The organism is Streptococcus parasuis (assembly GCF_021654455.1).
Lineage (GTDB): Bacteria > Bacillota > Bacilli > Lactobacillales > Streptococcaceae > Streptococcus > Streptococcus parasuis.
On sequence record NZ_AP024276.1, the window covers coordinates 140,867 to 160,427 of the forward strand.

Genomic DNA, 19,561 nt, shown 5'->3' on the forward strand with positions numbered 1-19,561 from the left:
AAACTGATCGGAAACGGTCAGTTTTTATTTGCTTATTAAATGTGGTAGAATAGAGTCTATGAAAAATGAATTTTTTGTAGTGGGTGATGTCCATGGAGAGTTTGAGCTCCTACTAGATATTTTAAATAAATGGAATGAAGAGCGACAACAGCTAATTTTTCTGGGAGATTTGATTGACCGTGGAGAAAATTCAAAGGCCTGTTTAGAACTGGTTTGGCAGTTGGTTCGCGAAAAGGAAGCTATCTATCTGACAGGTAACCATGAACGTATGTTTTTAGCTTGGTTGCGGAATCCCTTGGAACGCTATGACCATTACCGGAGGAATGGAGGAGATACGACCATTAACTCTCTTCTTGGGCGTCCCTTGGATACACCTGTGGATGGCTTAGTCGATGCCAATGCGGTGATGGAACAATACGAAGAATTGATTAACTTTGTCAAAACATGCCCTTACCATGTAGAAACCGAGCACTATATTTTCGTTCATGCGGGTGTGGATCTGACCTTGTCTGATTGGCGTGCAACGAACAACCATGATAAGGTATGGTTGCGCAAGCCATTCCATGAGGCTAAAAATACAACCGGAAAGACCATTGTTTTTGGTCATACACCTGTGTATAGTCTTTATCAGACCAATCTCCGCATTAGTCAAATTTGGACTAGCCCAGACGGTAAAATGGGGATTGATGGCGGAGCTGTTTACGGCGGAGTTCTCCATGGGATTGTACTGGATGACACAGGTCTGGTAAAAGATAATATTATTGGTACTGTTTATCCAAGGAAACATACGAGTGATTGAGAAAACAAAATTTCCCCAAATTTTCTGAAAATTTTGATATAATAGAAAAAATATTATTTTTAGATTGGAATCATTATGACTGCACAAAAAATGACTGCACAAGAAATCATTGCCTTTATCGGTAATGCTGTGAAAAAAACAACTGTGAAAGTAACTTTTGAAGGGGAATTGGCTGGTCCTGTTCCTGCAGAAGTGACAAAACTTGGCAACGTCCTCTTCGGTGACTGGAAAGACGTCGAGCCACTTTTGACAAACTTGACTGAAAATGTAGACTACGTGGTTGAGCAAGACGGCCGCAATTCAGCTGTGCCCTTGTTGGACAAACGGAACATCAATGCCCGTATCGAGCCAGGTGCGATTATCCGCGATCAAGTGACCATTGGCGATAATGCCGTTATCATGATGGGTGCTGTGATCAACATCGGTGCGGAAATCGGCCCAGGTACCATGATTGACATGGGTGCTATCCTAGGTGGTCGTGCGACGGTTGGTAAAAACAGCCACATCGGTGCAGGTGCGGTCCTTGCAGGTGTCATCGAGCCAGCTTCGGCTGAGCCAGTGCGTGTTGGCGACAATGTTTTGGTCGGTGCCAATGCCGTTGTTATCGAGGGCGTGCAAATCGGTAGTGGCTCTGTTGTCGCAGCGGGTGCTATTGTGACTCAAGACGTCCCTGAAAATGTTGTGGTGGCAGGTGTGCCAGCCCGCATCATCAAGGAAATCGACGCTCAAACCCAACAAAAAACAGCCTTGGAAGAGGCTTTGCGGACACTCTAAGAGGTAGCTATGCTAGATTTAATCGCGACACGCCGAGCCCTCCACCAGATTCCAGAGCTGGGCATGGAGGAGTTCAAGACCCACGCCTTTCTTATGGAGACCATTGCAAATCTGCTTCAAGACTGCTCTTTTGCCCAAGTTCGCACGTGGGAGACGGGTATCTTGGTTTATCTGACAGGTTCTGCACCTGAAAAGACCATTGGTTGGCGGACGGATATTGACGGCCTGCCTATCGTGGAAGAAACGGACCTGGACTTCAAGTCCCTCCACCCAGACCGTATGCATGCCTGTGGACATGATTTCCACATGACCATTGCCTTGGGGCTTTTGGAGAAAATGGCAGAGCAGCAACCGAAAAATAACCTACTCTTCTTGTTTCAGCCTGCGGAGGAAAATCTAGCGGGTGGTATGCTCATGTATGAAGCGGGGGCCTTTGGTGATTGGTTACCAGATGAATTTTATGGGCTCCATGTCCGACCAGATCTCAAAGTTGGTCAAATGGCCACCAACCGTGCGACACTCTTTGCTGGGACCTGTGAAGTCAAGATACGGTTTACAGGAAAGGGTGGTCACGCAGCATTTCCCCATACCGCCAATGACGCCTTGGTGGCAGCCAGCTACTTTGTGACCCAGGTTCAGTCAGTGGTGAGTCGAAATGTCGACCCAATCGAGGGAGCTGTGGTGACCTTCGGCTCCATGCACGCGGGCACGACCAACAACGTTATTGCCGAAACAGCCTTTTTGCATGGCACCATTCGGGCCTTGACCCAGAGTATGAGCCTCTTGGTGCAAAAACGAGTGCGTGAAATAGCAGAAGGGATTGCCTTGTCCTTTGGAGTGGACTTGGACATCGAGCTCAATCCAAGTGGTTATCTGCCTGTGGAGAACAATCCTCAACTGGCAGATGAACTGATGACCTATTTTGAACAGGTTGATGGTGTGGAAATGATTGACTGTCCACCTGCCATGACGGGTGAAGACTTTGGCTACCTGCTCAACAAGGTTACAGGTGTAATGTTCTGGCTGGGTGTGGATACGCCTTATCCCCTTCACAATCCTCGTCTCAGTCCCAAAGAGGAAGTACTTCCCTTTGCTGTGGATAAGTTGAGCGATTTTTTGAAAATGAAAGCAAACTAGACTGGGCTTTCCAGTCTTTTTCTGAAAGAAAAGGAGTTTCTGTGGATAAAAAAGAAATTCGGAAAGAAGTGCTAGGGACTTTGCAAGGACTAACGAGTAGTCAACGAGCAAGATGGAGTCAGCAACTAACAGAAAGGCTCCTTTCTTCTGACACCTATAAGTGCTCAAAGTCGCTTGGGACCTACCTTTCTATGGGACATGAGTTCGATACTAGTTACTTAATTGAACAGGCTCAAAAGGATGGAAAATGTATTTTCATTCCTAAGACCTATTCACAAGGACGCATGGATTTTGTAGAATATAATCCTGATGATTTGGTTAAAACCAGGTTTGGAGTTTGGGAACCAGGGACTTATTCACAACCTGTGGATAAGTCTGTGGTTAACTGGATTCATGTCCCTGGATTGGCTTGGAATCTAGCAGGGTTTCGGGTTGGCTATGGGGCAGGGTTTTATGACCGCTACTTGTTAGATTATCAGGGGGAGACGGTATCGACCTTGGGCTCTTTCCAGTTATATGATTTTGAACACCAGACATTTGATATCCCAGTAAAGGAGTTGTTGATTTTTGAAGAATCTTTTTGATAAGCGCTACCCTGTGACCAATGGCTTGTTGGCAGCTACGGCTCTTGTTTTTCTATTTATACAAATATTTCGCTTTGGGCAGACCACTACAGCCTATACGATTTTTGAATTCGGTGGTATGTATGGGGAAGTAGTGCGTTATGATCCGACTCAGTTGTGGCGCTTGGTTTCGCCTATTTTTGTCCACATTGGTTGGGAGCATTTTCTATTCAATGGTATTACTTTACTTGGTTTAGGTTATCAATTAGAGGGGCTTTTTGGGGCCCGGAGGTTCTTTCTTCTCTATCTATTATCTGGTATTATGGGGAACCTTTTTGTTCTCTTCTTTACACCAGATGTAGTTGGTGCAGGTGCGTCGACCTCGCTCTTTGGTCTATTTGCAGCCATGGCTCTTTTGAGAAAATTTAGTCGTAGCCCTTATTTACAAGTTCTTGGTCAGCGTTACATGCTTCTTCTAGGTCTGAACTTGGCATTAGGCCTTTTTACCCCATCCATTAGTATGGCGGGACATATTGGAGGAGCAATCGGTGGTTGTTTAGTCGTTATTTTTTTACCGCCGCTTACAGAGAAAAATTTATTTACTGGGAAACAGGTTTTTTACAGTTTCATTGGTTATTTGGCTTTGATTGCTTTGCTACTGGGCATATTCTATTTCATGTAAAAAAACTAGCGGATGCTAGTTTTTTTACTTTTCTTCTTCAGTGTGGAACTGTTTAGCAAGTTCAATGATGTAATCTTTGACATCATCTTTAACCTGTGGATGGGTCAATGCGTAATCAATTGATGTTTTCATGAAACCAAATTTATCTCCGACATCATAACGTTTGCCTGTAAATTCACGTGCGAAAACACGTTGCGTTTTGTTCAGAGTATCAATGGCATCTGTCAACTGGATTTCATTGCCGGCACCTGGTTCTTGATTTTCCAAGATATCAAAGATTTCAGGTGTCAAAAGGTAGCGACCAATGATGGCAAGGTCAGATGGTGCGTCTTCTGGTTTTGGTTTTTCAACAAAGGTTTCCACGCTGTAAAGACCGTTTACTCCTTCGCCGTGAGGTGCAATCACACCGTAAGATGAAACTTCTTCGTGTGGAACTGGCATCACTGCAATGGTAGAAGCATGTGTTGCTTCGTAGTCCTCGATCAATTGCTTGGTTATTGGAGTGGCTGTAGGATCGGTAATATCCATGAGGTCATCGCCCAACATAACAACGAAAGGCTCATTTCCAACAAAGGCCTTGGCCTGTAATACTGCATCACCCAATCCCTTTGGATAACTTTGGCGGATAAAATGAAGTCGGATGGCAGTCGCATCATCGACCAATTTCAAAAGATCATTCTTCCCTTTTTCCTTGAGGTTGTATTCCAATTCAAAGTTTGAGTCGAAGTGATCTTCGATGGAACGTTTTGATTTGTTGGTTACGACCAAGATATCTTCGATACCAGATTTGAGGGCTTCTTCAAAGATAAATTGAAGAGTTGGCTTGTCCACAATCGGTAGCATTTCTTTTGCGAGTGCTTTTGTTGCTGGAAGGAAACGTGTTCCCAATCCTGCAGCAGGGATGACTGCTTTTCTAACTTTTTTCATAGTTCATATATTCCTTTGTGCAATTATTTTCAACTAAAAGAATTAGTGCCATTCATTTTCATGGCGGAACTCACCAGTCATGATTTCCTTAATGGCATCTTCAATATTAGCTCCTTGGTAGATGACCTTGTAGATTGCTTGAGTAATTGGCATATAGACACCTAGTTCTTGTGCTAATTCATAGGCAGCTTTGGTTGTCGAAATTCCTTCGATAACCATCCCCATATTGCGCTCAACGTCCTCCAGTTTTTCACCACGACCGAGCTGGTCACCGGCTCTCCAGTTACGTGAATGGACAGAGGTACCGGTAACAATTAAATCACCGACACCAGAAAGGCCACTATAAGTTAAAGGATTAGCCCCCATAGCAACGCCAAGACGTGTGATTTCAGTTAAACCACGGGCGATAATGGCAGCCTTGGCATTGTCCCCATAGCCCAAACCATGTAAGGCACCCGCACCAACTGCAATAATGTTTTTCAGAGCACCTGCTGTTTCTACACCAATGACATCATTATTAGTATAAAGTCGGAAGTAACGATTACTAAATAGGTTTTGAACGTAGGTGGCTGCCTCCATGTCTTTTGATGCAGCAGAAATCAATGTTAAATCACGAACGATTGTTTCTTCTGCATGGCTAGGACCTGATACAACTACGATTTCGGAACGAAGTTGTGCTGGAATTTCTTCTTCTAAAACCTCAGACAAACGTTTGTGACTATCAGGTTCCAAACCTTTAGAGGCATGCATGATAACGACTTTGTGCTTGAGCACTTGCGCCACTTGTTTGGCCACCAGTCGAGTTACCTTGGTTGGGACAACAAAAAGAACAGCATCAACTCCGTCAAGAGTCTCTGATAGGTCTTTGTATGCCTTAATTTTTTCATCTAGAACAATATCTTTAAAATATCGAGTATTCGTATGTTGTTCATTGATTTCATCAATTTGTTCGGAAATATTTCCCCAAATACGTACCTCATGTCCATTATCGTTTAAGACTTGAGAGAGAGCTGTTCCCCATGATCCAGGACCAAGAACGGCAATTTTTTGTTTTTCCATGACCTCTCCTTGCATAGATTATTACTAATATTATATCACAAGTAGGTATATTCTCACAGAAAAATCATTGGCTGACTTTCATTCAATTGATGTGCAATTATAGTGGTTCATTTGGGAGAGTTTCAAACAGGAGGGATGGGAATATGAGGTGGAAGAGAGTGAGGAATGTACGGAACAATGAAGAACGAATTACTTCTAGAAAGCCTAATGGTATTGCAACAAATTGGAATTAGAGAGAGACGTAACCGAGTTCTATTTTAAACATAATATAAAAGTTAGATATTGAGAAAGGTTGTTAAAGCTAGTATAAACGAAATGGAAAAATATAAAAATAAATCTTTTTTTTTTGCTGTTTTTCAGTTCTATGGGATCATTTTTTCAAATTAATGAAAAAAAGAGAGCAGTAGACTTGACATTAGTTCTCTTAAGAACTATAATAATCAGCGTGCTAACAAAAAAGGAGGGTTCTTGATGTCACATATGGCAGACTTACGACATGTTTTTCACCAGTTAGAATACTTGAGTGATAAGATTGCAAAACACTATGGTGTCGAGCATTTGGCTGGTCCGCAGGGTCATGTCTTACACTTTTTAGGTGATAATATGGATAAGGAAATTTTTGTAAAGGATATTGAAACTGAACTGAAAATATCTAAGTCTGTCGCCAGTAACTTGGTTAAGCGTATGGAAAAAAATGGCTTTGTTCAAATCATTCCATCTGTGGTAGATAAGCGATATAAGCAAGTTGTTTTGACGCCATTGGGTCAAGAGAAGTTGCAACCATTAAGGGACTGGCACCAAGAAATGTCGGAATCAATTTTTAGGGGAATCCCTCGGGAAGATTTCCAATCAATGATTCGGCTGATTGATCAGTTGAAGGAGAATATTAATCAGTATAAGGAGAATAATGATGTTTAAAAATGCAATTCTACGCTACAAGTGGCACGCATTGACGTCGGTTGTGCTAACATCCATTGTTGTTATTACAACACTTTTGCAACCAAGTTATCTCAAAGATGTCTTGACGGCAGTTTTGTTAAATGATCAAGATGAGATTTTTCGGGTTGGGAAAATTCTTTTAGTTATTGCTGGAATTGGCTTACTTGCAGGACTTGCTAATACTATCAATGCTGCGAAAATTGCTCAAGGAGTTTCTGCGGATATTCGTGAAAATACATTCAGGAAGATTCAAAGTTTTTCATATGCAAATATTGAAGAATTTAATGCTGGAAATTTAGTTGTCCGCATGACCAATGACGTCACGCAAATTCAAAATTTGACCATGATGCTATTCACAATATTAATGCGAGTACCTTTGCTATTTATTGGTGCTTTCATTATGGCGGTAAGAACCCTGCCAGAACTTTGGTGGATGATTATTGTCATGGTGATTTTGATCGTAGCCATTATGGCCATTGTGATGGGACAAATGGGACCACGTTTTGGGAAATTCCAAACCTTAATGGATCGCATGAATAGCATTGCCAAGGAAAATTTACGTGGTATTCGAGTGGTAAAATCATTTGTCCAAGAAAAAAATCAATACGATAAATTCAAGGAAGTTTCAAATGAGTTGCTTGATTTAAATATTTTTATCGGGTATGGTTTTTCAATTCTGCAACCATTGATGATGTTTATTTCCTATATGGCTATCTTTGCTTCTCTCTACCTCGTTTCTGGTATGGTAGATACAAACTTGGAAGCTGTAGGAGGCTTTACTTCGTTCATGAGTTACCTGATGCAAATCATGTTTGCAATCATTATGACGAGCTTTATGGGAATGCAGGCATCTCGTGCTGCCATTTCAATTAAACGAATTACAGAAGTATTAAATACTGAACCTGCTATGACTTTTGCAGATGTGCCAGATGAAGAATTAAATGGGAAGATTGTTTTTGATAATGTGACATTCACCTATCCACACGATACAGAGCCAACCTTGAAAAATATTTCATTTGAGATTGAATCAGGACAAATGGTTGGGGTTGTTGGTGCAACAGGTGCCGGTAAATCAACCTTGGCACAGTTGATACCTCGACTCTTCGACCCACAAGAGGGTAGTGTCTCTATTGGTGGTCGCGATGTGAAAGAGGTGAGTAAAAATACCCTTCGCAATACCGTTTCGATTGTACTTCAAAAAGCAATTCTTTTCTCAGGAACGATTGCGGACAATTTGCGCCAAGGGGCTCCGAGAGCGGATATTCTTCGATTGGAACGTGCAGCGGGAATTGCACAAGCGAAAGAATTTATCGATCGCTTAGATGAAACCTATGAAAGTGAAGTCGAGGAACGTGGAAACAACTTTTCTGGTGGTCAAAAGCAACGGATTTCGATTGCCCGTGGTGTAATAGGGGAGCCAAAAGTACTTGTTTTAGACGATTCAACTTCAGCTTTGGATGCGAAATCTGAGAAGTTGGTTCAGGAAGCTTTGAACCATGAATTAAAAGCGACCACAACGGTTATTGTTGCACAGAAAATTTCATCAGTCATTAAGGCAGATAAAATCCTAGTACTCGACGAAGGTCGTCTGATTGGGGAAGGAACCCATGCTGAACTGGTGGAAAATAATGCTGTTTATCGCGAAATCTATGAAACACAGAAAGGGAAGGAGGAAAACTAAGCAAGTGCAGTCTATATAGTACGATTGCATTTGAACTCGCTCGGAAAGCTTCGAAAAAAGATAAACCGCCTAGCGTTTCGGAATGCGGCGTTGGTTTCCTATTTTTCGGTCGCATTCTGGACGATCTTAGTATCATGTTATGAAAACACTTAGATTTTTCTGGTTTTATTTTAAACGTTATAAAGTATCCTTTGTCTTTATTTTTCTAGCTATTGTTGTAGCAACCTATTTGCAAGTCAAAAGTCCAGTTTTGCTTGGTGATGCAATTGCAGAAATGGGAAAAATTGGTCAAAGCTATGCTGTTGCTAAGCAGATGGGACAATCAGGATTTGAAGCAGATTTTTCAGATTTTAATAGCATCATGTTCAAACTCTTTCTTGCCTATGCGATGACAGTTGTAGCGAACTTAATTTATAGCTTACTGTTTACTCGCATTATTGCGAATTCAACAAGTCGTATGCGAAAAGGGCTTTTCGGCAAGTTAGAACGATTGACGATTGCTTTCTTTGATCGACATAAGGATGGAGATATTCTTTCACGCTTCACATCTGATTTGGATAATATTCAAAACACTTTCAACCAATCATTGACACAAGTGATGACCAACGTTGCCTTATATATTGGTTTGATTATTATGATGTTCCGTCAAGATGTTCGTTTGGCTTTAGTGACTGTAGCTTCGACACCTGTTGCTTTACTTGCTTTGGTAGTCATTGTTCGTCTTGCACGGAAATACACTAATCTTCAGCAAGCAGCAGTTTCGAAATTAAATGCCTACATGGATGAAAAAATTTCTGGTCAAAAAGCGATTATTGTCCAAGGTGTGCAACAAGAAACAATTGATGGCTTTTTAGAACTCAATGAAGAAGTTCGTCGCACAACCTTTAAAGGTAGATTATTCGGGGGTATTCTCTTCCCATTTATGAACGGGATGAGCTTGGTAAATACAGCGATTGTTATTTTTGTTGGTTCTACGATTGTCCTCAATGATAGTTCATTAGAAGCGGCTGCGGCATTAGGTTTGGTTGTTACCTTTGTACAATATTCTCAACAGTATTACCAGCCAATGATGCAGATTGCTTCAAGTTGGGCTGAACTTCAGCTGGCCTTCACTGGTGCTCACAGGGTCCAAGAAATGTTTGATGAGCCTGAAGAAGTTCGCCCTCAAAATGCACCGTTGTTTACTGAATTGAAGGAAGGCGTTGCTATTAAGAATATTGATTTTGGATATTTGCCTGGTCAAAAAGTTCTTAATAATGTCTCAATCACTGCTCCTAAAGGAAAAATGATAGCAGTCGTTGGTCCAACTGGATCAGGCAAGACAACAATCATGAACCTCATTAACCGTTTTTATGATGTAAATAGTGGTAGTGTAGAGTTTGACGGTCGTGATATTCGTGAATATGATTTGGATAGTTTACGAAATAAAGTCGGTATTGTTCTGCAGGAATCGGTGCTCTTTTCGGGAACCATTGCGGATAATATTCGATTTGGTAGCGATGATATTTCACAGGAAATGGTTGAAACTGCAGCGCGTGCTACGCATATTCATGATTTCATTATGAGTTTGCCAGAAGGGTATGACACTTATGTAACGGATGATGAAAATGTATTTTCAACAGGTCAGAAACAGTTGATTTCCATTGCCCGTACATTGTTGACAGATCCACAAGTATTGATTCTGGATGAAGCAACGTCTAACGTTGATACCGTGACTGAAGCTAAAATTCAAAAAGCTATGGAGGCCATTATCGCAGGACGGACCAGCTTCGTCATTGCCCACCGCCTTAAAACCATTCTAAACGCAGATGAAATCATTGTATTAAAAGATGGTCAAGTCATTGAACAAGGAAACCATAGTGAGTTACTCAAACTCAATGGCTTCTATGCTGAACTCTACCACAACCAATTTGTGTTTGAATAGAGGGATTATAGAAAAAGGTCTGAAACCTGATGAGCTGGTTTTAGACCTTTTTTGTTAACCGTTGGATAGATCGTTCTTGAACATGATAACCTCGGCAGATTCAATGCCGTATTCGGTCAGGTCATAGACGACCTGTTCCTGGGTATCGTAGTTGTATTTAACCAATTTTGTATCAAAAAGGAAATAGTAGTTGCCGTCGTATAAAGTAGAGAATGGATTCCATTCAGCAGGATATTCATCGCGATCAAACTCCAAGATACGTTGATCACCAGTTGTTAGGTTAATCAAGGTCCAAGTGTAGGGGTTCACCTGAGTCTGATCGTGTAAGGTCTGTAGTACATTCCGCTCTTTATCGAAATGTAATTTAGTTGGAGCTACTGTTTTTAAGGGAATAAATTCCTTGTCACCTGTTCTAATATTGTATCGCAGTATGTTTTGGCCAGTCGTATCTTTTTCCCGTGTCCAAGTATATGACTCGGATAAGTAGAAAGTATCACCTATTTGAATAAACTGGTGATAGTTATGGTATAAATTAGGGTCTCCGATTCCCTGTAGGTCAAATCGCTGTAAGACCTCAAGATCTTCAGAAAGCTCCCAAATCTCGGTGAACACAGCACCATGGTAATTTACGGGGTCGTTCATAAATTTTTTCAAATCTTCAAACTTTTCCCCAGAGATGGAAAGATAGAGTTTACCCTCTTTTGTTATTATGTCGTAGACCATCAGCTGTCCCCACTCTTCGATGCCGAAATCCTTTTGTAGTATCAACTCAAAGTCGGTATCGTACTTGTAAATCTCGACACGGTCTGAAAATATTGCAACAGAGTAGAAAAATTTACCATTAAAAGTAGCAGGATAGGCATCTTTTCCTTTGGGTTTCACTATTTTTTCCATTTTCAGTTTTTCTTTGTTAAGACGGTAGTGCTTGAATTCGACAGGATAGGTGTGTAGTGTTGTTCCGTAGATCATCCCCTGACTTTCAAAAAAATCCACATTTTGTAGCTGCTTCCCATCTGAAAAAAGGTTTCGGTCCTCTATTTTTGTTAACTTGACTTGTTCATCATTAAACGTAATCGCTCTTTGGTCATCGAAGATAACAAAATCGTAGTCTTTAGCATCATTGGTCGCTAGTGTGCTACAGGCTGAGAGTAGAAAGAGAGGTAAGATACTGAGTAGGATTTTCTTCATTCTCACAGGAGAACCTCCTAATTATTTTTTGCGGTAGATAACAAGGGTATTTGGATGATCCCGTAGTTCATATGGGTGGATGGCGACACCGTATAGGCTCGAACTAAGGTCTGCACCCGAACCACTAGTATCTCGATAGGCTGCCCAGACTAACTGAGAGCAGTAGAAGCGTTCACGATTCCAAATATCATTGAAGTTGGTGTTATAATACTTTCCAATTTGAGCCATAGCCCATTTAGCAGCAGCGCTATCTTGCTCAGCCGAAGTATTTTTAACATTCAATTGCCAAACCTGATTGGCATCGTCCCATCTTTTTCTTTTGGCTTGTACTCCATCAAGCAGATTTGCTTCAATAATATACGTGTGTCGGTTTCCGGCACCCATGATGCCAGCGTGTCCAACTGAGATGATACCGCTGACTTTACCGTCTCTGACCACGATGATTCCAGGACGAGTGGACCAGGAGCCTAGAGGAGCACGTGTGTATTCTTTACTATCTGCTTCAATAGGTTTGGGGGCTTCGACATTCCATTCGGCCATTTGTTCTTCTGTAAATAGGTCTACATCACGTACCATCTCTTGAGTGAATGAGTCGGGTATAGTTTCATTGGCCTGTACAGGATTTACGAATAATAAGCCACTGGTCGCAAGTAATGCAATCATAGTTAGATAGCTCTTTTTCATACGTTTTTCTCCATTCTATTTAAATGAACAATGGTTCTTGTAACGTATTGTAATTTGTCACCTACTGTCATCCCCTCCACCCAACATATAGTTTCCAGTCATTTTCCTCCTTTCCAGAGTGGTGAGATGGTAATAGCTTATTTATTGATAATCGGCCAAATTAATATCCATCCACCCCCTAAAAGTTGAGGAGTTAGTAGGATGGTTGCGTAAGTTAAAAGCATAAGATAGTTTTTCCAAGTTTTCATAAGAGTGCCTCCTTATTATATTATTTTTTGTTTTTCTTTAGTATTATGATATCATATAGTAAATTCGATTGATGAAAACGTAAACATTTCTCACGTTTTGGGAGGTTATAATGAAGTGGGATTTTGGGACAGTCTTAAAAGAAATTCGCAAGTCCAAAGGGCTTAGTCAGCAGGAAGTTTGTGGAGATGCCCTATCACGGACAACCCTATCAAAAATTGAAAACAACAAAGAATACCCGACCATTGCTCACTTTTCCCATATTCTTCGTCAGTTGGATATGACCTTTGCAGAGTTTGACTATATCTGCCATGCCTATCAGCCTTCGGAACGTTCTTCTATCATCCATCGCTTTGAAAATCTGAGAGGACAATTTTTTTCTGAATCAAACTGTCAAGATTTTTTGTACCAAGTAAATCAGTATTTGAAGAAGCAAGAAGATATACGGGTTCAGCGGATAGAACAACAGATACAGTTAGCTCTCTCTATCTATCAAACAGGAGATGGGGAGCGAACCAGACAGTTGGGTCAAGCACTCTGGAAGGAATTGGAGAAGTCAGGCACCTGGTATCTAGCTGACTTTCGTAAGCTAGGTCTGGTACTCCCTATCATTCCTGTATCTCGTTTGAAAGGCTTTGTAGATAAAATCTTGCTTTCCTTGGACAAGTATAAGGACTTCAGAGATGTACAGGTTAGCCAGTTTGCTTTTCTCAATAATCTATCGACCGTTTTACTGAAAAATGGGGAGTATCAACTTTGTGTTTCAGTAATGGAGAGAGTTTACACTATGGCTCAGGAAAGTATGCGGATTGATTATGTAGGCATGGCCAATGTTCGTATGGGTATCTTTCAGCAGGATAGAGGGATGGTGGACAAGGGGATTGCTATTCTCCGAGCCGCAGACTTGCTAGAGGTGGTTGAACATTTGGAGAAAGAAGTCGAGGAGTATTGGGAGATTTTTGGCTCGGAAGTGGTTTGAACTGATTGAGCTTGTTTATAGTGGTAGCACCTGTTTGTCAGGTGTTTTTTTGTTGACAATCGCAGGCTTTGATGAATTAGTGCATAATAGACCTATGAAAAGACAGAGTGCTAGGGTTGAACTGTTTCCCCTGAAAAAGGAAGATATCCTTGCCTACTTAGATGACAAGGAAATTTTGGTAAACGACTATTTCAAGACTTACCTTGCTCATCCTGCTTATCAAGAAGTGGTGGAGAAATAGAAGTGTTTAGTTGAGATTGTCAGTCTAGCCGACATGGGATTTGATAGGGAAGCGACTGCTCTTCAAATAGAGGAGAGAGCCGTGGAGATGGGTTATCGGTTACCACCAGCTCATCTGGGAGTCTATCTTCGATTGGCCTTGTTGGAATAGGAAGTCAGTCAAGATGCCATGCTTTCCCAAGGAAAATCACCAGACGGAGCCATTTGCCTGCTGTCGCCTCAGTTTGAAGAAGAATTCACCTTCCCTCGCAGTGTTTATCTCCGCAAGGTTGACCAAGACTTGTGGCTACGTGCGGCTCGCTTTGATGATGAGTATGTCTTTCCCTTAACAACAGTTTTTGCATTTGTGGTGAAAAATGTGAATGAATCTGTAGTAGGGAGTGAGCCCTAAATAATAAAAGAGGCAAATATGAAGGAATTACAATTTTTAATTTACCGAGCAGAAAATGACCAAGAAAAGGCTAGTGTTATCGTCGGTGACGAGACGATTTGGGCCAGTCAAAAGGAAATGGCAAGATTATTTGATGTTGGTGTACCAGCTATCAGCAAACATTTGAAAAATATTTTTGAAGAAGGCGAACTAGATGAGCATTCAGTTATTTCCAAAATGGAAACAACTGCAAGTGATGGTAAAAATTATCTAACTAGCTATTACAATCTCGATGTCATCATTTCAGTCGGTTATCGTGTCAATTCTCAAAAGGCTACTAAGTTTAGGCAGTGGGCAACAACTGTGCTTCGAGAATACATGATTAAAGGTTTTGCCATGGATGATGAGCGTTTGAAGCAAGGCGAAAACCTGTTGGAAAAAGATTATTTCCGTGAGCTCTTAGAATGAGTTCGTTCTATCCGTGCTAGTGAACGACGAATTTGGTTACAAATCACAGATATTTTTGCAGCCCCGTTCATTTGGACATGTTTTGCAATCTGATATACCTAAAATATTATTTGATTGTGATAAATTTAAAAATAAAACAGCACCGAATTTGCGACATTCGGGCTGCTATGTTTTTAAGTTTACTATTCAAGGTGGTTGGTTTTAGTCTGATTGAGCCAAGCATAAGCAATTCCAATAAAGAGACCGGCTCCAAGCCAATTTCCAAAGAAAACAACAATCCACTGACGAAGAATATTCACGATGGTAAAGGTATCTACATTTGTACGAGCAGCGTTGAAGGCTAAGAGCATGAATGATGCGAAATTAGCAACTAAGTGTTCGTTGATAAGGAAAACAAACATAAAAATAGCAGATACAATAACAAAGAATTTGGCGGATTGTTCCTTGAGTAGCATATACCCAAGGATAGCCATATTCACAAACATATTGGCAGTAATTCCCTCAAAGAAGTTACTCCAGTCGGATTTTCCTAGTTTGATGGTGACAGCGTTGACAACAAAACTTTCGTCAGATAAGTTAAGGTAGGAGAAGGACTGATTGAAAAGCCAAGCCAGAATGGTAGCACCTACAAAGTTGAAGAAGGTGCAGTAAAGTAACATCAGCGTTACTTTTTTCCAAGTAATTTGCTTATAATAGGCACCAGTCGTTAGATACATCATATTAGATGTAGCCAATTCGCCACCAAAAATAAGAACAAAAATCAGTCCGATAGCAAAGATAAAGGTAAAAACAAAACGCGAAAGACTTGGGAATTGACTGGAGATGACATCAGCTCCAATAATACCAACAGCTGTTGACATGGTCAAATAAGCTCCTGCATACATGGAGCGTAAGGCGTAACGGCTTAGACTTTCATCAAAAAGGGATTCTTTTTTTGAAACTGCAATCGAAATTTTTTCTTGAAATGGGGACATGGGGCCTCCTTGTGACATAATAATCAAAAATTTATTGAAAAAAATATAGTGGAAAGGGAGCCCCTTCCCACTAGTTTTTATTTGTTAGTGAGCAGATGCACCAGAATTGGCATCTGTCGGTGTGGAAGCTGTATGGGTACTACCTGTATCTGAAGCGCCAGAGGTTGCATCAACATGGGCAGGAGATGTAGTGTTTCCTGCCCCCCCCACCAAGCGTTGTCCAGTGGTTTCAAGATACCAATCTAACCATGGCTTAAAATTAAAGATAATTTCATTGATGCCAGCGTAGGACCCGTCAGGATAGTACATAGCTTGGTAGTTATGAGTATTGATAATTTCAGGTGGTGTGCCTGGGACGATTGTTCGAACGTACTCTTGGTTACCATTACGTAAGGTTCCAACAACCCATTCGACATTTTTCATACGAGCAGGTGGTAAAGTGCCGTGAACTGTTGACAAGCGATTCCCTACTTGTTCAGGGACCCGTTTACCAAGCATTGTTTCCGGCTCTTGGTGACTATTATTATAGTAGAGGAATTGGTTGTTATCGTCAGCAAAGGTTAACTCAAAGGGCATGGCGTTGAGGAACATATTGAGTTGGTTAACTGTTAAAAGACCGTTATCTAATTTAACATACGTATCTCCCTCGACAGCGTTGACCAATTTAGAAGCCTTATCCAGCCAGTCTGGGTCATCTGGGTCCACACCTATGATGGTCGTTGCGATTGGCTGGGTACAGTCTAAATCTTCGGGTGCAATTGGCTTGGGTTGTTTCAATTTAGATACAACGCCGACATACTTGATAAAGTTGTCTAGACAGCTTTCCAAGAATTTCACAGTCCCTTCATTAATAATGTTCCCTTTATCATCAAAAGCTTCTTTCGCTTTACCAAGGAGGAATTCATTACCTGGTAGTGTATAGGCATTGACACCTGGAGCATCCAAAATTTTTCTCAAGTGGACTTGAGCACGAGACGTTCCTTGGTCGTAGTAAGAAGCCCCGATAATCATAACGGGCTTATTTTCAAATGGATGTAAGTTGAAACTGAGCCACTCTAGAGTACTCTTAAGAGCAGGTGTGATGGTGTGGTTGTGCTCAGGTGTAGCAATGATGACACCATCAGCACGTGTGATTTTGTTGTAAAGGTATTGGATCGCAAAACTATTAGACTGATCTTCGTCCTGATTGAACATTGGGACATCTTTGATTTCTAATAGTTCTAATTCAAATTTTACTTTAAAGTGGCGTTGAATAAATTGCAATAGCATGCGGTTATAAGATTGGTCTGCATTAGACCCGACAATTCCGACAAATTTCATGATTGTTCTCCTCTCTTACAAGTTTTCCCAGTCAAAGTTTTCAGCTTCTTTTTGAAGTAACTCTTTGGCGCTAGACAGTTTACTTGTCATCTTGACAAAGAGACGGAAGTCATCAAAGATGGCATCCAGTTTTTGACTGATTTCTAAATCAATGAGCTCACCGTTTGTATCAAAGGCTTTCATGGAATTAGATAGTAAGAACTCATCTGGTAAAACAGTAGCTTTGAGTTCAGGAGCATTGAGAATTTGGCGTAGTTGCAATTGAGCACGGGAAGAACCGAGCGTCCCGTATGAGGCACCTGTAATCATAACCGGCTTGTTAAGCATAGGGTAGACTCCATATGATACCCAAGCTAGTGCATTCATAAGAACAGCGGGGATCGAGTGGTCATACTCAGGTGTTCCGATGATGACACCATCAGCACTTTCAATCTTTGCAACTAATTCTTTAACACTTTCTGGCAGTTCACGATTAGCCGGTTTATTGAAGACTGGAAGGTCCTTGATTTCAACCAATTCAATATCTGCCTTGTCAGCAAAATGCTGTTTGATGTACTGCAAGAGTTTGCGGTTGGTTGAGCGAGCGGAGTTGGTTCCGACAAGTCCTAGAAGTTTCATAGCATCTTCTCTCTTTTCTAAATGTAATATCCTTATCATACCAGTTTACAGGGTGTAAAGCAAGCGCTTTCCTAAACCATACAGAAAATGTTCAAAAAATCACGAACTCTTTTGGTATAATCTCGAGTTTATCAGTTAAAAAATGAAAAAAGCTCCCTAAACGCTGTCAAATCAACGTTTAGGGAGCTTTTTTGAGTCATAAATTGTGTTGTGTATGCAGTTTTTCCCTAACTTTTGAATATCTTCATGTCTGACAGTTCCACGATCCCAAGTGATTCCTAATAAATGAAGTAACTCACTTGCTTCATGGTTCTGCTTGACTCTATATATCCCTTGTCCCATATCTGCAGCTAACATACTGTTTAAGCCCTCTATCATTCGAGCAGGACTCATTTTCTTATCGGTAATGTAATACAATAAGCGTATCATCACTAAACTGATAAAGCAGGTTAGGAAATGGCCTTCAATATGTTCATTTTTTCGTACATAAACAGGTCTCGTTTCAAACTCTGTTTTTGTAATTCGGAAACAATTCTCAATCGCAGATAATTCTTGATAGGCCTCTAATATGGCATCATCTTCCATCTCAATCTCACTGGTCACAAGGACATGAACCCCATCAAATTGAGCATCAAATTCGACCTGTTCTTGGTCAATTCGGATAAGTGGCGAAAATGGTTTAACCTCTCCGGTTTCCTTATCCAAATAGCTCAACTCAAGGTATTTCTTTCCACCCTTCTTGCTCGTTTGTCGAAACAATTCCGCATCAGTTAGCTTATTGGCATAGTCAAGAGCCCCTTCACGTCGAATCCGTTCTCTATCTTCATATTTCTTTGACCAGGTCAGTAGTACTTTTTCTTTAACGGTTGGAGAATCCTTCTTGGTCCCAAGTTTTCTCTCTCGAATGTAAGACTTTTTAGCGAAAGTGATATCTTGATTAAACTGCCAACCAGATTCTTCCAATATTTTTTCTTGAATATCCTTCGGAGCACCTCGTTTCCCACGGTGCTTTTGCGAGAAGATCCAGCCGTCATTGTTCTTTATAGTGGCATTCAGGTTATTTGTGCTGTTCATCGCTTTGTCTGCGACCACTACCAACCGTTCAATCCCAAACTGTTTCTTTACTTGCTCAATTGCTGGAATATAAGTGATAGGGTCTGTAAGGTTTCCTCGAAATAGTTTATAAGCGATAGGAATACCGTTCATATCCATGAATAATCCCATTTGGATAATGGGGTCTTTCCTATATTCTTTACTAGCTCCTCTTCGACGAAGCCCCTCGACAAGAAGGTCTCCATTTTCATCACGGATATCTTCATCAGGAACATCAATTTCAAAAAAATAGTTGGTAACATCATAAAACACTAAGGTTCCAGTTCGATTCGTTAATTGGCTAACTTCTTGATGTAAGTGCTGTTGAATTTCTGATTGAAAGGTATTTAAGATATCTAGTGACCGATAAACTGAATTATATGGAACATTCCAATCTCCGAATAGGGAAGCTTGGTGGTAGAAAGTTTTATATTTACTTCCCGGATTAAGAATTCGTTGAAAAATCAGTAGTTTAACTGTTTCATCTAAGTCCATCGTCATTTTTGACGGCTTATTCTTTTTAAAGAATTGATGTAACTTAAGTGTAGTATAAAGATCTTCTAAAATCTTCCAACCAATGTTTTCGTCAGGTTTGTTCATTGGATCTTTCAAAGAAAGTTTTATCAGAAATTCCTCAGACTTAGCTTGTGAGTTTTCCTTTGCTTCACGTTTTAATCGCTCAAGAATGCCTGGTTCTTTCGCTTCCAATTCGTCCAACAAACCATATTTATAAAGAATCCGTTGTTTTGACTTTCCGTTCTCACGATATCCTTCAACAAGATAAACATGTTTACGGCCTTCTCTGTTTTTTGTAATTCGAATAAATGCCATAAATATATTATAACATACACCGCCGTTCACAACAACAAAAATATCAATAAAATGTTAAAAAAATAC

19 protein-coding genes and 1 pseudogene are annotated in these 19,561 nt (G+C 40.7%); 12 read left to right on the top strand and 8 right to left on the bottom strand.

Annotation, left to right across the window (positions count from 1 at the left end):
* The first annotated feature begins 58 nt into the window (after positions 1-58).
* The 5 genes from L6410_RS00715 to L6410_RS00735 all read left to right on the top strand — a co-directional run bounded on the left by L6410_RS00715 (position 59) and on the right by L6410_RS00735 (position 3,955).
* Positions 59-799: a metallophosphoesterase gene (locus L6410_RS00715; protein ID WP_237395607.1), complete on the top strand. Its 741-nt coding sequence runs from the start codon at positions 59-61 to the stop codon at positions 797-799.
* A gap of 75 nt (positions 800-874) precedes the next feature.
* Positions 875-1,573, top strand: a complete 699-nt coding sequence (dapD, locus tag L6410_RS00720; RefSeq protein WP_013730634.1) for a 2,3,4,5-tetrahydropyridine-2,6-dicarboxylate N-acetyltransferase — start codon at positions 875-877, stop codon at positions 1,571-1,573.
* 9 nt (positions 1,574-1,582) lie between these two features.
* Positions 1,583-2,710, top strand: coding sequence for an N-acetyldiaminopimelate deacetylase (locus L6410_RS00725; RefSeq protein WP_237395608.1), 1,128 nt, complete (start codon positions 1,583-1,585; stop codon positions 2,708-2,710).
* A gap of 41 nt (positions 2,711-2,751) precedes the next feature.
* A complete protein-coding gene (locus L6410_RS00730) occupies positions 2,752-3,294 on the top strand; it encodes a 5-formyltetrahydrofolate cyclo-ligase (RefSeq protein WP_172041315.1) in 543 nt (180 codons plus the stop codon).
* Complete coding sequence (locus tag L6410_RS00735; protein ID WP_172041316.1) at positions 3,278-3,955, top strand: rhomboid family intramembrane serine protease; 678 nt, start codon at positions 3,278-3,280, stop codon at positions 3,953-3,955. Before L6410_RS00730 ends, L6410_RS00735 begins: the two co-directional genes overlap by 17 nt.
* Positions 3,956-3,979: 24 nt before the next feature.
* Here L6410_RS00735 and galU read toward each other — a convergent pair whose 3' ends face one another.
* Complete coding sequence (galU, locus tag L6410_RS00740; RefSeq protein WP_237395609.1) at positions 3,980-4,882, bottom strand: UTP--glucose-1-phosphate uridylyltransferase GalU; 903 nt, start codon at positions 4,880-4,882, stop codon at positions 3,980-3,982.
* A gap of 42 nt (positions 4,883-4,924) precedes the next feature.
* Positions 4,925-5,941, bottom strand: a complete 1,017-nt coding sequence (locus L6410_RS00745) for an NAD(P)H-dependent glycerol-3-phosphate dehydrogenase (RefSeq protein ID WP_024396701.1) — start codon at positions 5,939-5,941, stop codon at positions 4,925-4,927.
* Between the two features lie 471 nt (positions 5,942-6,412).
* Here L6410_RS00745 and L6410_RS00750 point away from each other — a divergent pair, with 471 nt between their 5' ends.
* The 3 genes from L6410_RS00750 (at position 6,413) to L6410_RS00760 (ending at position 10,485) form a co-directional block, all read left to right on the top strand.
* Positions 6,413-6,859: a MarR family winged helix-turn-helix transcriptional regulator gene (locus tag L6410_RS00750; protein WP_024396700.1), complete on the top strand. Its 447-nt coding sequence runs from the start codon at positions 6,413-6,415 to the stop codon at positions 6,857-6,859.
* Positions 6,852-8,561 (top strand): ABC transporter ATP-binding protein, encoded by a 1,710-nt coding sequence (locus L6410_RS00755; RefSeq protein WP_172025314.1) that lies wholly within the window; start codon positions 6,852-6,854, stop codon positions 8,559-8,561. The genes L6410_RS00750 and L6410_RS00755 overlap by 8 nt, the downstream gene beginning before the upstream one ends.
* Before the next feature lie 139 nt (positions 8,562-8,700).
* Positions 8,701-10,485, top strand: a complete 1,785-nt coding sequence (locus L6410_RS00760) for an ABC transporter ATP-binding protein (protein WP_172055048.1) — start codon at positions 8,701-8,703, stop codon at positions 10,483-10,485.
* A gap of 54 nt (positions 10,486-10,539) precedes the next feature.
* On the opposite strand, the gene L6410_RS00765 is transcribed toward L6410_RS00760, so the two are convergent.
* Positions 10,540-11,679 (bottom strand): hypothetical protein, encoded by a 1,140-nt coding sequence (locus tag L6410_RS00765; protein ID WP_153309178.1) that lies wholly within the window; start codon positions 11,677-11,679, stop codon positions 10,540-10,542.
* A 15-nt stretch (positions 11,680-11,694) separates the two neighbouring features.
* A complete protein-coding gene (locus L6410_RS00770) occupies positions 11,695-12,336 on the bottom strand; it encodes a YiiX/YebB-like N1pC/P60 family cysteine hydrolase (RefSeq protein ID WP_172055049.1) in 642 nt (213 codons plus the stop codon).
* Between the two features lie 379 nt (positions 12,337-12,715).
* Here L6410_RS00770 and L6410_RS00775 point away from each other — a divergent pair, with 379 nt between their 5' ends.
* From L6410_RS00775 to L6410_RS00790, 4 genes and pseudogenes are all read left to right on the top strand, one after another.
* Positions 12,716-13,582 carry a helix-turn-helix domain-containing protein gene (locus L6410_RS00775; RefSeq protein ID WP_024396695.1) on the top strand — a complete coding sequence of 289 codons (867 nt, stop codon included), beginning with the start codon at positions 12,716-12,718 and terminating at the stop codon, positions 13,580-13,582.
* 94 nt (positions 13,583-13,676) lie between these two features.
* Positions 13,677-13,823, top strand: coding sequence for a hypothetical protein (locus L6410_RS00780; RefSeq protein WP_153309001.1), 147 nt, complete (start codon positions 13,677-13,679; stop codon positions 13,821-13,823).
* Between the two features lie 168 nt (positions 13,824-13,991).
* Entirely contained in the window at positions 13,992-14,213 is a 222-nt protein-coding gene (locus tag L6410_RS00785) for a hypothetical protein (protein WP_024391579.1), read from the top strand.
* An 18-nt stretch (positions 14,214-14,231) separates the two neighbouring features.
* Positions 14,232-14,720, top strand: a pseudogene (locus L6410_RS00790) (virulence RhuM family protein); the annotation flags it as partial.
* A gap of 122 nt (positions 14,721-14,842) precedes the next feature.
* On the opposite strand, the gene L6410_RS00795 reads toward L6410_RS00790, so the two are convergent.
* The 4 genes from L6410_RS00795 to L6410_RS00810 form a co-directional block, all read right to left on the bottom strand.
* Positions 14,843-15,634: a formate/nitrite transporter family protein gene (locus L6410_RS00795; RefSeq protein WP_024391580.1), complete on the bottom strand. Its 792-nt coding sequence runs from the start codon at positions 15,632-15,634 to the stop codon at positions 14,843-14,845.
* An 84-nt stretch (positions 15,635-15,718) separates the two neighbouring features.
* Positions 15,719-16,954 carry an NAD(P)H-dependent oxidoreductase gene (locus tag L6410_RS00800; protein ID WP_024396694.1) on the bottom strand — a complete coding sequence of 412 codons (1,236 nt, stop codon included), beginning with the start codon at positions 16,952-16,954 and terminating at the stop codon, positions 15,719-15,721.
* Positions 16,955-16,969: 15 nt separating this feature from the next.
* A complete protein-coding gene (locus tag L6410_RS00805; protein WP_024391582.1) occupies positions 16,970-17,572 on the bottom strand; it encodes an NADPH-dependent FMN reductase in 603 nt (200 codons plus the stop codon).
* Between the two features lie 171 nt (positions 17,573-17,743).
* A complete protein-coding gene (locus L6410_RS00810) occupies positions 17,744-19,495 on the bottom strand; it encodes an IS1634 family transposase (RefSeq protein ID WP_237395190.1) in 1,752 nt (583 codons plus the stop codon).
* Positions 19,496-19,561: the final 66 nt, after the last annotated feature.

Excerpts from the sequence above, each read along its gene's own strand:
- L6410_RS00715 (WP_237395607.1), top strand. The coding sequence starts at position 59 with ATGAAAAATGAATTTTTTGTAGTGGGTGATGTCCATGGAGAGTTTGAG.
- dapD (WP_013730634.1), top strand. The coding sequence starts at position 875 with ATGACTGCACAAAAAATGACTGCACAAGAAATCATTGCCTTTATCGGT.
- L6410_RS00725 (WP_237395608.1), top strand. The coding sequence starts at position 1,583 with ATGCTAGATTTAATCGCGACACGCCGAGCCCTCCACCAGATTCCAGAG.
- galU (WP_237395609.1), bottom strand. The coding sequence starts at position 4,882 with ATGAAAAAAGTTAGAAAAGCAGTCATCCCTGCTGCAGGATTGGGAACA.
- L6410_RS00745 (WP_024396701.1), bottom strand. The coding sequence starts at position 5,941 with ATGGAAAAACAAAAAATTGCCGTTCTTGGTCCTGGATCATGGGGAACA.
- L6410_RS00750 (WP_024396700.1), top strand. The coding sequence starts at position 6,413 with ATGTCACATATGGCAGACTTACGACATGTTTTTCACCAGTTAGAATAC.
- L6410_RS00755 (WP_172025314.1), top strand. The coding sequence starts at position 6,852 with ATGTTTAAAAATGCAATTCTACGCTACAAGTGGCACGCATTGACGTCG.
- L6410_RS00760 (WP_172055048.1), top strand. The coding sequence starts at position 8,701 with ATGAAAACACTTAGATTTTTCTGGTTTTATTTTAAACGTTATAAAGTA.
- L6410_RS00770 (WP_172055049.1), bottom strand. The coding sequence starts at position 12,336 with ATGATTGCATTACTTGCGACCAGTGGCTTATTATTCGTAAATCCTGTA.
- L6410_RS00775 (WP_024396695.1), top strand. The coding sequence starts at position 12,716 with ATGAAGTGGGATTTTGGGACAGTCTTAAAAGAAATTCGCAAGTCCAAA.
- L6410_RS00780 (WP_153309001.1), top strand. The coding sequence starts at position 13,677 with ATGAAAAGACAGAGTGCTAGGGTTGAACTGTTTCCCCTGAAAAAGGAA.
- L6410_RS00785 (WP_024391579.1), top strand. The coding sequence starts at position 13,992 with ATGCTTTCCCAAGGAAAATCACCAGACGGAGCCATTTGCCTGCTGTCG.
- L6410_RS00795 (WP_024391580.1), bottom strand. The coding sequence starts at position 15,634 with ATGTCCCCATTTCAAGAAAAAATTTCGATTGCAGTTTCAAAAAAAGAA.
- L6410_RS00800 (WP_024396694.1), bottom strand. The coding sequence starts at position 16,954 with ATGAAATTTGTCGGAATTGTCGGGTCTAATGCAGACCAATCTTATAAC.
- L6410_RS00805 (WP_024391582.1), bottom strand. The coding sequence starts at position 17,572 with ATGAAACTTCTAGGACTTGTCGGAACCAACTCCGCTCGCTCAACCAAC.
- L6410_RS00810 (WP_237395190.1), bottom strand. The coding sequence starts at position 19,495 with ATGGCATTTATTCGAATTACAAAAAACAGAGAAGGCCGTAAACATGTT.